This window comes from Streptomyces capillispiralis, assembly GCF_007829875.1.
GTDB lineage: Bacteria > Actinomycetota > Actinomycetes > Streptomycetales > Streptomycetaceae > Streptomyces > Streptomyces capillispiralis.
Window position 1 is genome coordinate 1,005,264 of record NZ_VIWV01000001.1, and the last position, 13,670, is coordinate 1,018,933.

General features: G+C 74.1%; 12 protein-coding genes. 8 read left to right on the forward strand and 4 right to left on the reverse strand.

Annotated features, from left to right (window positions below):
- Nucleotides 1-6: 6 nt before the first annotated feature.
- The gene (gene ligD, locus FHX78_RS03985; RefSeq protein ID WP_189908704.1) at nucleotides 7-1,029 is read right to left on the reverse strand and encodes a non-homologous end-joining DNA ligase; all 1,023 of its coding nucleotides are present in this window, start codon (nucleotides 1,027-1,029) and stop codon (nucleotides 7-9) included.
- Between the two features lie 126 nt (nucleotides 1,030-1,155).
- Between ligD and FHX78_RS03990 the strand changes: the two genes are divergently transcribed.
- Complete coding sequence (locus tag FHX78_RS03990; protein WP_145866075.1) at nucleotides 1,156-2,223, forward strand: ATP-dependent DNA ligase; 1,068 nt, start codon at nucleotides 1,156-1,158, stop codon at nucleotides 2,221-2,223.
- A 28-nt stretch (nucleotides 2,224-2,251) separates the two neighbouring features.
- On the opposite strand, the gene FHX78_RS03995 is transcribed toward FHX78_RS03990, so the two are convergent.
- Nucleotides 2,252-3,442 carry a zinc-dependent alcohol dehydrogenase gene (locus FHX78_RS03995; protein ID WP_145866076.1) on the reverse strand — a complete coding sequence of 397 codons (1,191 nt, stop codon included), beginning with the start codon at nucleotides 3,440-3,442 and terminating at the stop codon, nucleotides 2,252-2,254.
- 198 nt (nucleotides 3,443-3,640) lie between these two features.
- On the opposite strand from FHX78_RS03995, the gene FHX78_RS04000 reads away from it, so the two are divergent.
- The gene (locus FHX78_RS04000) at nucleotides 3,641-4,651 is read left to right on the forward strand and encodes a DUF3048 domain-containing protein (RefSeq protein WP_145866077.1); all 1,011 of its coding nucleotides are present in this window, start codon (nucleotides 3,641-3,643) and stop codon (nucleotides 4,649-4,651) included.
- Between the two features lie 19 nt (nucleotides 4,652-4,670).
- On the opposite strand, the gene FHX78_RS04005 is transcribed toward FHX78_RS04000, so the two are convergent.
- The gene (locus FHX78_RS04005) at nucleotides 4,671-5,135 is read right to left on the reverse strand and encodes a MarR family winged helix-turn-helix transcriptional regulator (RefSeq protein ID WP_145866078.1); all 465 of its coding nucleotides are present in this window, start codon (nucleotides 5,133-5,135) and stop codon (nucleotides 4,671-4,673) included.
- 168 nt (nucleotides 5,136-5,303) lie between these two features.
- On the opposite strand from FHX78_RS04005, the gene FHX78_RS04010 reads away from it, so the two are divergent.
- The 6 genes from FHX78_RS04010 to pcaDC are packed head-to-tail and all read left to right on the forward strand — an operon-like array spanning nucleotide 5,304 to nucleotide 10,548.
- On the forward strand, nucleotides 5,304-6,059 hold the full coding sequence (locus FHX78_RS04010; protein ID WP_145866079.1) for a CoA transferase subunit A: 756 nt from the start codon (nucleotides 5,304-5,306) through the stop codon (nucleotides 6,057-6,059).
- Nucleotides 6,059-6,703, forward strand: coding sequence for a CoA transferase subunit B (locus tag FHX78_RS04015; RefSeq protein WP_145866080.1), 645 nt, complete (start codon nucleotides 6,059-6,061; stop codon nucleotides 6,701-6,703). Before FHX78_RS04010 ends, FHX78_RS04015 begins: the two co-directional genes overlap by 1 nt.
- A complete protein-coding gene (gene pcaH / locus FHX78_RS04020; RefSeq protein ID WP_145866081.1) occupies nucleotides 6,700-7,479 on the forward strand; it encodes a protocatechuate 3,4-dioxygenase subunit beta in 780 nt (259 codons plus the stop codon). The genes FHX78_RS04015 and pcaH overlap by 4 nt, the downstream gene beginning before the upstream one ends.
- A gap of 5 nt (nucleotides 7,480-7,484) precedes the next feature.
- The gene (gene pcaG, locus FHX78_RS04025) at nucleotides 7,485-8,090 is read left to right on the forward strand and encodes a protocatechuate 3,4-dioxygenase subunit alpha (protein ID WP_145866082.1); all 606 of its coding nucleotides are present in this window, start codon (nucleotides 7,485-7,487) and stop codon (nucleotides 8,088-8,090) included.
- Entirely contained in the window at nucleotides 8,087-9,418 is a 1,332-nt protein-coding gene (pcaB, locus tag FHX78_RS04030) for a 3-carboxy-cis,cis-muconate cycloisomerase (RefSeq protein ID WP_145866083.1), read from the forward strand. The genes pcaG and pcaB overlap by 4 nt, the downstream gene beginning before the upstream one ends.
- A complete protein-coding gene (gene pcaDC, locus FHX78_RS04035) occupies nucleotides 9,415-10,548 on the forward strand; it encodes a bifunctional 3-oxoadipate enol-lactonase/4-carboxymuconolactone decarboxylase PcaDC (RefSeq protein ID WP_145866084.1) in 1,134 nt (377 codons plus the stop codon). The genes pcaB and pcaDC overlap by 4 nt, the downstream gene beginning before the upstream one ends.
- A 67-nt stretch (nucleotides 10,549-10,615) precedes the next feature.
- Here pcaDC and FHX78_RS04040 read toward each other — a convergent pair whose 3' ends face one another.
- Nucleotides 10,616-13,333 (reverse strand): ATP-binding protein, encoded by a 2,718-nt coding sequence (locus tag FHX78_RS04040; RefSeq protein ID WP_145866085.1) that lies wholly within the window; start codon nucleotides 13,331-13,333, stop codon nucleotides 10,616-10,618.
- Nucleotides 13,334-13,670 lie beyond the last annotated feature (337 nt).

Genomic DNA, 13,670 nt, shown 5'->3' on the forward strand with positions numbered 1-13,670 from the left:
GCCGGGTCAGGAGGCCGAGGGTTTCGGCTTCCTGGCCCGGCTCGGCTGTACCCGGCTGGGCTCGCCGGGCATCTTCGGGTACTCGGGCGGGTAGGGCAGGTCGCCGAGGCCGTGGTCGTGCTCGTCCCGCCGGGCGAGTTCGAGCAGCGGCTCCAGCGAGAAGGCGTGGTCGTCCATGTCCGCGTGCACGTCGCCGAGTTCGGCGAAGCGCGCGGGCATGGTCGCGAGGTCGAAGTCCCGCGGATGCGCGACGCCGACCTCGTCCCAGCGCAGGGGCGCCGAGACGGGCGCGTGCGGGCGGGGGCGCACGGAGTAGGCGGAGGCGATGGTGCGGTCGCGGGCGGTCTGGTTGTAGTCGATGAAGATGCGCTCGCCGCGTTCCTCCTTCCACCACTTGATGGTGACCCGCTCCGGCATTCGGCGCTCCATCTCGCGGCCGACGGCGATGGCGGCGCGGCGGACCTGGGTGAAGGTCCAGCGCGGCTCGATGGGCACGAAGACGTGCAGGCCCCGGCCGCCGGAGGTCTTGGGCCAGCCGCGCAGCCCGTGCTCGTCCAGCACGGCGCGCAGTTCACGGGCGGCGCGGGCGGCGTCGTCGTAGTCGGTGCCGGGCTGCGGGTCGAGGTCGATGCGGAGTTCGTCGGGGTGGTCGACGTCGTCGCGGCGCACCGGCCAGGGGTGGAAGACGAGGGTGCCGTACTGGGCGGCCCACACCACCGCGGCCTCCTCGGTGGGGCACATCTCGTCGGCGCTGCGGCCGCTGGGGAAGGTGATGTGGGCGGTGGGGATCCAGTCGGGCATGCCCTTGGGGGCGCGCTTCTGGTAGAACCACTCGCCGGTGAGGCCGTCCGGGTAGCGCTGCAGGGTGGTGGGCCGGTTCCTGAGGGCGCGCAGGATGCCGGGGCCGACGGCGGCGTAGTAGCGGGCGAGGTCGAGCTTGGTGAAGCCGCGTTCCGGGAAGAACAGCTTGTCCGGGCTGGACAGCCGTACCGTCCGGCCGGCCACCTCGAGTTCCACCGCGTCACCCATGCGAGCCACGGTAGGCGCAGGGGGCACGCCTCGCACATCAGCCGCCGCGGCTCATCGCGTGCCGCGGGGGCCTCACCTCGATGTGCTCGGCAGGCGGGCCGCGCGGGGCGCTCCTACAGTCGGAGCATGGATCTGCCCGTCATGCCACCCGTGAAGCCGATGCTCGCCAAGTCCGTGGCGAGCATCCCGCCCGGGATGCAGTACGAGGCGAAGTGGGACGGCTTCCGGGCGATCGTGTTCCGTGACGGCGCCGAGGTGGAGCTGGGCAGCCGCACCGGGAAGCCGCTGACCAGGTACTTCCCGGAGCTGGTGGAGGCGGTGCGGGAGCGGCTGCCCGAGCGGTGCGTGGTGGACGGGGAGATCGTCATCGCGCGGGAGGGGCATCTGGACTTCGACGCGCTCACCGAGCGGATCCACCCGGCGGACTCACGGGTGCGGATGCTGGCGGAGCGCACTCCGGCGTCGTTCGTCGCGTTCGACCTGCTGGCGCTGGCGGACGAGTCGCTGCTGGACGTGCCGCTGACCGGCCGGCGGGAGCTGCTGACCGGGGCGCTGGCGGGAGTCACCCCTCCGGTGCACGTGGCGCCGGCGACCACCGATGTGGAGGTGGCGCGGGGGTGGTTCGAGCAGTACGAGGGGGCGGGCCTGGACGGGGTGATCGCCAAGCCGCTGGACCTGCGGTACCGGCAGGACCAGCGCGCCATGTTCAAGATCAAGCACGAGCGGACGGCGGACGTGGTCGTGGCCGGGTACCGCCTGCACAAGAGCGGCCCGGTGGTGGGCTCGCTGCTGCTGGGCCTCTACGACTCCGGCGGCGCCCTCCAGCACGTCGGGGTGTCGGCCGCGTTCTCCATGAAGCGACGCGCGGAGCTGGTCGAGGAGTTGGAGCCGCTGCGCCTGGACGACGTGTCCGTGCATCCGTGGGCGGCCTGGGCGGACGAGGCGGCACACGAGACGGCGCGGCTGCCGGGCGCGCCGAGCCGCTGGTCGGGGCGGAAGGACCTGTCGTGGGTGCCGCTGCGTCCGGAGCGGGTGGCGGAGGTGGCGTACGACCACATGGAGAACGGGCAGCGCTTCCGGCACACCGCCCGTTTCCGCCGCTGGCGCCCGGACCGCACCCCGCACAGCTGCACCTACGCGCAGTTGGAGGAGCCGGTGCGCTACGACCTGGCCGAGATCCTGGGCGGCCCCTGAGCCGGGGGCCGCCGCGGGAGCCGGGGGGTCAGGGCTGCATCAGCACCTTGACGGCGCCGTCCTCCTTCTTCTGGAACATCGCGTAGGCCTGCGGCGCCTCGGCGAGCGGTACGCGGTGGGTGGCGAAGTCCTCGACGCCGAGCGGGTCCTCGTCGGTGAGGTAGGGGATGATCTCGTCGCTCCAGCGGCGTACGTTGGCCTGGCCCATGCGCATCTGGATCTGCTTGTCGAACAGGGTGAGCATGGGCATCGGGTCGGCCATCCCACCGTAGACGCCGCTGATCGAGATGGTGCCGCCGCGGCGCACCAGTTCGATGGCGGTGTGCAGGGCGGCGAGCCGGTCCACGCTGAAGCGTTCGGCCATCGGGCCGCTGAGTTTCCTGGGCAGCAGGGCGGAGGCGTTCTGCACCAGTCGGGCCGCCGCGCTGCCGTGCGCCTCGGTGCCGACGGCGTCGATCACGGCGTCGGGGCCGCGGCCGTCGGTCTGGTCGCGGATCGCGGCGACGAGTTCCTTCTCGTCGTCGAAGGAGCGCAGGTCGAAGGTCTCCACGCCCCGCTCGCGCGCCCGGCGCAGCCGCTCGGGGACCAGGTCCACGCCGAACACCCGCCCGGCGCCCTTGACCTGGGCGACCCGGCAGGCCATGTCGCCGATGGGGCCGAGGCCGAGCACGGCGACGCTGCCGCCCTGCGGGACGCCCGCGTAGGCGACCGCCTGCCAGGCGGTGGGCAGTACGTCGGAGAGGTAGACGAACCGGTCGTCGGGCGGTCCCTCGGGGACCTTGATCGGGCCGTACTGGGCCTGGGGGACGCGCAGGTACTCGGCCTGGGCGCCGGGCACCGCGCCGTAGAGGCGGGTGTAGCCGAACAGGGCCGCGCCCATGCCCTCGGAGCTGACCTGGGTGGTCTCGCACTGGGTGGGCAGTCCGGTCAGGCACATCCAGCAGTTGCCGCAGGCGATCTGGAACGGCACCACGACCCGGTCGCCCACCTGGAGGTCGGGCACGGCCGCGCCGACCTCCTCGACGATGCCCATCGGCTCGTGGCCGAGGATGTCGCCCGGGGTCATGAACGGGGTGAGCACCTCGTACAGGTGCAGGTCCGAGCCGCACAGCCCGGTGGAGGTGATGCGGATGACCGCGTCCGTCGGCTCCTCGATGCGTGGGTCGGGCACGTTCTCCACCCGTACGTCCCGCTTTCCCTGCCAGGTCAGTGCCCTCATCTGCGCCCGCTCCCTCCGTGGTGGCCGGTGTGTCGCTCGTGCGGTGGGCGTCCGGGTACCCGAGCGGTCTCCGGCCGAACCGCCCGTCGCTGAGCCGATCGGCGGACCACACCGCGCGGGACCGCTTCCGGCCAGGTATGGCCAGTAACGATCGGACAAGCACACAATCAAGACATCAGATGACATGAGGTAGGCGCGGTGGCGACGGTGGGCACGGAACGACGGGCACGCGCACGGCGCGGCGCGGGTACGAGGGTGCTGCTGGCCGCCCTGGCGGCGGCCACCCTGGCGGCGGGCTGCACGACGTCGGAGGGCCCCGGCGACGACGGACGCGGATCGCCCCGCCAGTCGTCCCCCGCGCCCCGGGAGACGGGGCCGGCGGAGGAGGCGGACAGTCCGCCCGTGCTCGCGGTGAAGATCGACAACGCCCGCGCCGCCCGGCCCCACACGGGCCTCCAGGACGCGGACGTGGTGTACGTCGAGCAGGTCGAGGGCGGGATGAGCCGGCTGATGGCGCTGTACGCCACCCGGCTGCCCGAATCCGTCGGGCCGGTGCGCAGCGCCCGCGAGTCGGATCTGGAGCTGCTGCGCCAGTTCGACCGGCCGGTGCTGGCCTTCTCCGGGGCGCAGGGCAAGCTGCTGCCGCTGATCGACCGGGCGCCGCTGGAGGCGGTGACACCGGAGACGGAGGCCGGGGCCTGGGCCCGGGGCACCGGCCGCCCCGCCCCGCACAACCTGTATCTGCGGCCCGGCCGGCTGATGGACGAGCCGCCCGGCGCGGCCGCCCTGACCACCGGTTTCCGCTACGGGCGCCCGCCCGCGGCCGGCGCACCCGAGGACGAGCTGACGGTGCGCTACCCCGCGGCCCGCACCACCTTCACCTGGTCCGACGACCGCGACCGCTGGCTGGTGTCGATGGACGGTACGCCCGCCGTCACCACGGAGGGCGAGCGGCTGGCGCCCGCGACGGTCGTCGTGCAGTACGTGACCGTGCGCCGGTCCGGCTTCCAGGACTTCCTCGGCAACAACACGCCGTACACCGAGACGGTGGACTCCGGTGAGGCGACCGTGCTGCGCGGCGGACGCGCCTACGAGGCGCGCTGGGAGCGTCCGGCCGCCGAGGACGGCACCTCCTTCACCACCGCCGCGGGCGAGCGGTTGAACTTCGCGCGCGGTCAGGTGTGGGTGGTGTACGCGAAGGCGCCCTGAGCCGTCCGGCCGGCCGGTGTCAGTGCGGGGCGGCCAGGGAGGGGGCGGGATCGCGCAGCCCTTCGGCCGCGTCCGCCACCCGTCGGATCAGGTCGATGAAGACCGCCTGCTCCTCGGCGTCGAGCGGGGCCAGGAACACCTGGTTCATCCGCGCGGTGCGCACCGTCAGCCTGCGGTGCGTGCGCACGCCGTCGTCGGTGAGGCGCAGCTGGAAGCGGCGGCCGTCCAGGGGGTCGCGGACCTTGTCGAGCAGTCCGCGCCGGATGAGCCGGGCGATCACCTCGGCGATGGTGGACCGGTCCAGCCCGACCCGCTCCCCCACGGTGCGCTGGTCCAGGCCAGGTTCCGCGACGAGCGTGTTGAGGACCGCGAACTGCGGCGAGGTGACCTCCTCCGACACCATCGTGTTCCACAGCAGGTGGTGCGCCTGCTGGAGCCGCCGGGCCAGGTGCCCGGGGTGGGTGGTGAGGTCCACGGCGGCCATGCGCGCTCCCACGGTCGTTGGTGTCGTCGGCGTACCGACGCCCGTTTTTCGTCGGTGCACTGATTTTCTTGCGTGCGGTGAAGAGTACTGGACAGGCGTGCCGTCCCGTGTAAATACTCAGTGCCCTGACTAATTGGCCGGGTCGGCCGGAAGGGACGGGGTCCGCGGATGGACAAGGTGGTGGCCTCGGCCGCGGAGGCGGTGGCGGACGTACCGGAGGGCGCGTCGCTGGCGGTGGGCGGTTTCGGGCTGAGCGGTGTGCCGAACGTGCTGATCCAGGCCCTGTACGAACGCGGGGTGGGCGGTCTGTCGGTGGTGTCGAACAACTGCGGGGCGCTGGATTCGGGGCTCGCGGTGCTGCTGGCGGCGGGGCGGATCGCCCGGGTGACGGGCTCCTACATCGGGGCCAACCGGGAGTTCGCGCGGCAGTACCTGGCCGGTGAGCTGGAGGTGGAGCTGATTCCGCAGGGCACGCTCGCGGAGCGGCTGCGGGCCGGGGGTGCGGGGATACCGGCGTTCTACACCCCGGCGGGGGTGGGCACACAGGTCGCCGAGGGCGGGCTGCCGTGGCGCTACGACGGTGCGGGCGGGGTGGCGCTGGCGTCCCCGCCGAAGGAGGTGCGGGAGTTCGACGGGACGGCGTACGTGCTGGAGCGCGGGATCCGCACGGACTTCGCGCTGGTGCGGGCGGCGCGCGGTGACCGGCACGGGAACCTGGTGTTCGCCAAGTCGGCCCGGAACTTCAACCCGCCGGCGGCGACGGCCGGCCGGGTGACGGTCGCGGAGGTGGAGGAACTGGTCGAGCCGGGCGCCATCGACCCCGACGCGGTGCACCTGCCGGGCATCTTCGTGCAGCGGGTGGTGGCGCTGACACCCGGTCAGGCCGGGGACAAGCGGATCGAGCGGCGGACGGTGAGCGGCTGATGGCCTGGACACGCGAGCAGATGGCCGCCCGGGCGGCCCGTGAACTTCGGGACGGGCAGTACGTCAATCTGGGGATCGGCCTGCCGACGCTGATCCCGAACCATCTCCCGGCCGGGGTGGAGGTGGTCCTGGAGTCGGAGAACGGCATCCTGGGCACCGGCCCGTATCCGGCCGAGGACGCCGTCGACCCGGACCTGATCAACGCGGGGAAGGAGACGGTGACGGTGCTGCCGGGCGCGTCCTTCTTCGACTCGACGCTGTCGTTCGGGATGATCCGCGGCGGGCACATCGACGTCGCCGTACTGGGGGCGATGCAGGTGTCCGCGGCCGGTGACCTGGCCAACTGGGCGGTCCCGGGCAGGCTCGTCACCGGGATCGGCGGCGCGATGGACCTGGTCCACGGCGCCCGCCGGGTGATCGTGGTGATGACCCACACCGCCAAGGACGGCACCCCGAAGATCGTGAAGCAATGCACGCTGCCGCTCACCGGCAGGGCGTGCGTGGACCGGATCGTCACCGACCTCGGCGTCCTCGACATCACCGACGACGGACTCCGCCTCGTCGAGACCGCACCCGGCGTCACCGTCCAGGACATCACCGCCGGGACCGACGCCGAACTGACCCCGGGGGAGGGCCTGTCGTGACCGACGCGCTGACTCAAGCCGACATCGACCGGGAGATCGCGGCCGCGCACGCCGCGTACGGGAAGCGGGTCGCCGACGGCGCGCCCGTCGAGCACCATCCGCGCCGCGACTACCGGCCGTACCGCTCCTCGGTGCTGCGCCACCCGCGGCAGCCCCTGGTCGCCATCGACGTCTCGCAGGACCCGGAGCTGGTCGAGCTGTCCTCGCCCGCGTTCGGGGAGCGGGACGTCACCGGGACCGACAACGACCTCACCCGGCAGCACGCCGGTGAGCCCGTCGGTGAGCGCGTCACCGTCTCCGGACGGCTGCTGGACCGCGACGGACGTCCGGTGCGCGGGCAGCTGGTGGAGATCTGGCAGGCCAACTCCGCCGGGCGGTACGCGCACCGCCGCGAGCAGCACGACGCGCCGCTCGACCCCCACTTCACCGGGGTGGGCCGCACCCTCACCGACGCCGACGGCCACTACCGGTTCACCACGATCCGGCCCGGCCCGTACCCCTGGCGCAACCACGTCAACGCCTGGCGTCCGGCGCACATCCACTTCTCCGTGTTCGGCTCGGCGTTCACGCAGCGGCTGGTGACGCAGATGTACTTCCCGAACGACCCGCTGTTCGCGTACGACCCGATCCTGCAGTCCGTGACCGACGACGCGGCGCGGCAGCGGCTGGTCGCGACGTACGACCACGACCTGTCGGTGCCGGAGTTCTCGCTCGGCTACCACTGGGACATCGTGCTCGACGGGCCGCGGGCCACCTGGACGGAAGAAGGGCGCTGACCACCATGACGAGGATCGACACCGGTGCCCCGGAGAGCGTGCTGCCCACCCCGTCGCACACCGTCGGCCCGTTCTACGGCTACGCGCTGCCGTTCCCCGGCGGCGAGGACATAGCGCCCCTCGGGCATCCCGACACCGTGACCGTGCACGGGTACGTGTACGACGGCGCGGGCAGGCCGGTGCCGGACGCGCTGCTGGAGGTGTGGGGCGCGGACCCGGAGGGCCGGGTGCCGACGGCGGACGGTTCGATGCGGCGGGACCCGGCGAGCGGCGGTTTCCTCGGCCGCAACGGCGTGGAGTTCACCGGCTTCGGCCGGATCCGAACCGACGCCGACGGCCACTGGTACGTCCGTACGCTGCGGCCCGGCGCGCGCGGCCGCGGCGCGCCGTACCTCAGCCTGTGCGTCTTCGCGCGGGGCCTGCTGACGCACCTGTTCACCCGGGTCCACTTCCCGGACGACGCGTCCCTGTTGGCGTCCGACCCGTTGCTCTCCCGGCTCGACGCGGACCGGCGCGACACGCTGGTCGCGGGCGACGAGGGCGCCGGCACGTACCGTTTCGACATCCGTCTTCAGGGCGAGGGCGAGACGGTCTTCCTGGAGTTCCCGTGACATCAGCCGATTCCGACAGCGGTCTGCTCGCCCCCGGACGGGTGGCCTCCCCGGCCGCCGCCGAGACCGGTGACACGGCGTTCCTGCGGGCGCTGCTCGACGCGGAGGCGGCGCTGACCCGGGCCCAGGCCGGCCTCGGCCTCGTCCCGGCGGAGGCGGCGACGGCGGTGACGGAGGCGGCCGACCCCGGCCGTTTCGACGTCGTCTCCCTCGCCGAACGGGCCCGGGGCGGCGGCAACCCGGTGATCCCGCTGGTCGCGGATCTCACCCGGGCGGTCGGCGAGGACTGTGGCCCGTACGTGCACCGGGGGGCGACCAGCCAGGACGTCATGGACTCGGCGCTGATGCTGGTCGCCCACCGCGCCCTGGGCCCGGTCCTCACCGACCTCGACCGCTGTCAGCGGGCCCTGGGCGGGCTGGCCGCCGCGCACCGGGACACCCCGATGCCGGGCCGTACGCTCACCCAGCACGCCGTACCGACGACGTTCGGGCTGAAGGCCGCCGGCTGGCGGTCGCTGGTGCTGGACGCGCGGGACCGGGTGACGGCGGTACGGGGCTCGCTGCCCGCACAGCTCGGCGGCGCGGCGGGCACCCTGGCCGCCTTCACGGCGTACGGGGCGGACGACGCGATCGCGCTGCCCGCCGCCTACGCCGCCGAACTCGGCCTGCGCGCACCCCTGTTGCCCTGGCACACGCTGCGCACTCCGGTCGCCGACCTCGCCGGTGCCCTCGCCTTCACGGCGGGCGCGCTGGGCAAGCTCGCCGCGGACGTCCTCACCCTGTCCCGCACGGAGGTCGCTGAGGTCGCCGAGGGCGGCGCCGGGGGTTCCTCGGCCATGCCGCACAAGGCGAACCCGGTGCGGGCCACCCTGATCGCGGCGGCGGCACGGCGCGCACCGCTGCTCGCCGCCACCCTGTACGGCTCGCTGGCCGCCGAGGACGAGCGGCCGGCCGGGGCCTGGCACGCCGAGTGGGAGCCGCTGCGCGATCTGTTGCGCCTGGCCGGCGGAGCCGCCCGGGACGCCGCCGAACTCGCCGACGCCCTGCGGGTGTTCCCGGACACCATGCGCGACCACCTCGGGCTCACCCACGGGCTGATCGTCTCGGAGCGGCTGTCGGCCGAACTGGCGCCCGTGCTGGGCCGCGCCCGCGCCCGGGAGCTGTTGACGCGGCTCTCCCGGCGGGCGTACGAGGAGGGCCGCGAGCTGGGTGAACTGCTGACCGAGGAGGACGAGTTGCGGGACTGCGACCTCTCCGCCGCCGCCGATCCCGCCCGGTACACCGGCTCCGCCGGAGTGCTCACCGACCGTGCCCTGGAGCGACCGTGACCGACCTCCTCCTCCACCACCGCGCCGAGGGCCCCGCCTCCGCTCCCCCGTTGCTGCTCGGACCGTCACTCGGCACGTCGTACGCCCTGTGGGACGGGGTGGCGCCCGAGCTGTCGGGCGCGCACCGGGTGGTCCGCTGGGACCTGCCCGGGCACGGCGGTTCGCCCGCGGCGCTGATCGGTGCCGGCGCGACCGTGGGCGATCTCGCCGACCTGGTGCTCGCGCTGGCCGACGCGCTGGGCATCGAGCGGTTCGCGTACGCGGGTGTCTCCCTGGGCGGTGCGGTGGGGCTGCAGCTGGCCGTGCACCATCCGCAGCGGGTGTCGTCGCTGGCCGTGATCTGCTCCTCGGCGCACTTCGACGGGTCCGCGCCCTGGCAGGAGCGGGCCGCGCTGGTGCGGCGCGAGGGGCTGGCCGGGCTCGCCGGGGGCGCGGACGCCCGCTGGTTCACCTCCGGGTTCACCGTGCCGGAGCTGGTACGGGACCACCGGGAGGCGGATGCGGAGGCGTACGCCGCCTGCTGTGACGCGCTGGCCGCGTTCGACCTGCGGGAGCGGCTGGCGGAGATCACGGTGCCGACGCTGCTGGTGGCCGGCCGGGAGGATCCGGCGACACCGCCCGCGCATCTGCGGCAGATCGCGGACGCGGTGCCGGGCGCCGCGCTCGTGGAGATCCCCGGGGCCTCGCACCTGGCGCCCGCGCAGTGTCCGGAGGCGGTGCTGACCGCGTTGCGGGCGCACTTCGGCGGGGCCGCCCGACGCGGTATGGAGGTGCGGCGGGAGGTGCTGGGCGACGCGCACGTGGACCGGGCGCAGGCGCGGCAGACGCCGTTCACGGCGCGGTTCCAGGATGTCATCTCCCGCTACGCCTGGGGCGAGGTCTGGACCGACCCGACGCTCACCCGCCGCGAACGCAGCATGATCACCCTGACGGCGCTGGTCGCGCACGGCCACTACGACGAACTGGCGATGCACGTCCGCGCGGCCCGGCGCAACGGGCTCACCCCCGAGGAGATCGGCGCGGTGCTGCTGCAGACGGCCGTGTACTGCGGGGTGCCCGCCGCCAACTCGGCGTTCGCGACGGCGCAGCGGGTGCTGGCGGAGGAAGCGGGGCAGGGGACCACGCCGTAGCGGGAGGGCCTGTGGCCGGGGCGTCGGCCGGATCAGGCCGGGGTCGCGGGGCCCGGCAGCGGGCCGCTCACCGGAAGCCGCCCGCTCCCGACGCCTCCCCCTGGCGGGGTCCGCCGTCCTTCTCCAGCTCCGCCCGGGCCCGCCGCGCCAGGCCGTCGGCACCGCACGACCGGGCCAGGGCCAGGCCCCGCTCCAGGTCGGGCGTGGAGCGGGCGAGGATGCCGTACTCGACGCGGGCCGCGGCGTGTTCGTACTGGCAGGGCGAGGACTCCAGATAAGTGACCGCCTGTGCGGCGAGGCGGACCGCGCGCTGGCCGCTCTCCAGGGCGGCGGCGACGCGCAGCGCCTCTCCTATGGCGGTGTCCGTGCCGAAACGCTCGGCGTTGCGGCGGACGTCGACGGCCAGCCGGGCCGCTCGGGCGGGATCCTCGGTGGCGAGGGCGCGGGCGAGGTCGGCGGCCCCGAAGACGTGCACCGGGTTGTGGTGGCCGCGTGCGGCGGCCGCCTTCTCCGCCGCCTCCAGTTCGTTGATCCCGTCCTTGGTGCGGCCGACGGCCAGCAGCAGCCGGCCGCGCACGGAACGCGGGTCGGGCAGCACGATGGTGGACGGGTAGGGCGGTGCGAAGCCGTGCCGTTCGGCCACCTCCCAGGCCTCGTCGACATGGCCGCGTGCGAGCAGGGTGTCGACGAGGTTGCAGGTGGCCGTCCAGTACAGGGGCAGTCCGCGGCCGACGCGTTCGGCCAGGCGCAGGGCCTCGCGCAGTGACGCCTCCGCCTCCGCCAGCCGGCACCGCCTGCGGTGCCCGAGTCCCACGTAGGCGTGGGCCAGGGCCAGGTGGCCGCCGCCCCAGCCCGCCGTGTCGTAGGCGTGCAGGGCCTCGTTGTAGAGGCTTTCGGCGCGGTCGAGGCGGTCGGTGTAGGCATAGGCGTCGGCCACCATCAGCAGCAGTTCGACGCCCCATTCGGAGTCGGTCCAGCCGAGACCGGGCGCGAGGCGGCCGTTGACGAGGGCGCGGTCGCAGATCTCGACGATCTCCTCGGCGTTCTCGCCGCGCATCATGGCGTCGAAGCCGCGCACGATGAGCAGCGCTCGCTCGGAGTTGTCCCGGCCGGTGCAGGTGGCGGCGAGTTCGGCCAGCCGCTCGGAGCGGCCGGGGAAGGCGGCCTCGCCGGCGTGGATGCCCTCCCACATGAACTGCACGGTCCGCAGCCGCATCTGGGCGGGGCCGGGTCCCAGCCGGGCTGCCTCCGCCTCGACGGTGCGGACGGCCTCCTCCAGCTGGTCGTTGTGGAGCAGCGCCTGGGAGAGCAGGACCACGGCGTCCACCCGCCGGTCGCCGTCGAGGCCCTCCATGCCGAGCGCGGAGCGCAGATGGCCGATGGTGCGGGCGGGCGCGGTGAGGAGGGTGGCGCGGCCCAGTTCGTAGAGGACGTGCGCGTGGACCTCGGGTCTGGGCGGTTCCTCCAGGGCGCGTTCCAGGCAGCGGCGGGCGGCGTCCGGGGCGCCGACGGCGAGGTGTTCGCGGGCGGCCTCGCGCAGTTGCCGGACGAGTTCCTCGTCGTCGTCCGGGTGCACTTCGAGGAGGTGGCGGGCGGCCGCGGCGGCGCCGCGTCCGGAGTCGGTGACGATGCGGGCCGCTATGCCGTGCATGGCGCGGCGCAGGGCGTCGGGGATGGAGTTGTAGACGGCGGTGGCGATCAGGGGGTGGACGAATTCGAGGTCGGCGGGCCCGGAGGGACCCGCGGCCGGGTCGGGCGGGGTGAGGATGCGGGCGTTGCGCAGGAGTTCGGCGCAGCGGACGGCGTCGGCGTGGTCGAGGGTGGCGAGCCGGGCCACCAGGCCGACGGTGATGTCGCTGCCGAGGATGGCGGCGGCCCAGGCGAACCGGGTGGCGTCTATGCCGAGTTGTTCGAGGCGGGCGACGAGTCCGCCGCCGCGGGCGGAGCGGTTGAGGTCGCGCAGTTCACCGGCGTGGGCCTCGACGGGTTCGAGTTCGCTGTCCCGGACCTTGGCGAGGAGTTCGACCGTCTCGTAGGGGTTGCCGCCGGTAACGGCCCACACCTCGCGGCAGAACGCGGCGTCGGCGTCGGCGCCCAGCGTGGCTCGGGTGAGTCCGGCGGTGGCCTCCGGAGTGAGGGCGCTGAGGGTGGTGACGGGGCGGTCGGCCGCGGCGGCGACGGCGTCCAGGTGCCGGGCGCTCACTCCGGAGATCTCGCCGGGCCGGCGGGCGACCACGACGAGGACGGACAGGTCGGCGAGGCGTTCGGCGAACGCGGCGAGCCAGTACAGGGTTTCCTGGTCGGCCCAGTGGGCGTCGTCGATGAGCAGGACCAGCGGCCAGTCCCGGCTGGCCAGCCGGCGCACGGCGGCGACCAGTCCCTCGCACACGCCCTGCGGGTCGGCGTGCCGGTCGCCGGGGTCGGCGATGCCGAGGGCGGGGCCGGCGATGTCGTACCAGTCGCCGAGGTACTCGCGGGCCTCCTCCGGCAGCATCGACACCAGTGCGGGCTGGAGGAGTTGGCGTACGACGTTGAAGGGGACGGTGCGCAGGGTCTCGCCGCCGCGGGCCGACCACACGGTGCAGCCGCGCTGTTCGGCGATGCGCCGGGTCTCGGCCAGCAGCGCGGTCTTGCCGAGTCCGGCCTCGCCGCGGAGCACCAGCAGACCGCCCGGCGAGGAACGGTCCGCGCACAGGGTGTCGACGGCCCGTGCGATGGCTTCGACTTCCTCGTCGCGCTCCCACAGCGCAGCCGAGGGAGCGGCCGGGGGCCGTACCTCCGTCATCCCGCTGCCTCCCCGAATCGCCCGAATGACGTACAGGTCATGAGCGTAGTACCCCGGCCGCCCGAGCGGTGGCCGCTCGGCCGGGCTGTTGCCGTCACGAGTGACACCGGACACGAGGGGTCGACGCGAGTCGGCCCTCACCTGGGGGTTGGTGGTCAACGCCTGTCGGGGGGTGGGGAGATGAGGGGCGGTGGGGGGTGTCGGGTGGGGTGGGCGGGGCTGTCCGGGGCCTCCCGGGGCGGTCGGGGGCCACCTCGGTCCTCCCGGGCCGTCCCGGGGCCACCTCGGTCCTCCCGGGCCGTCCCGGGGCCACCTCGGTCCTCAGGGGGTTTCCCGG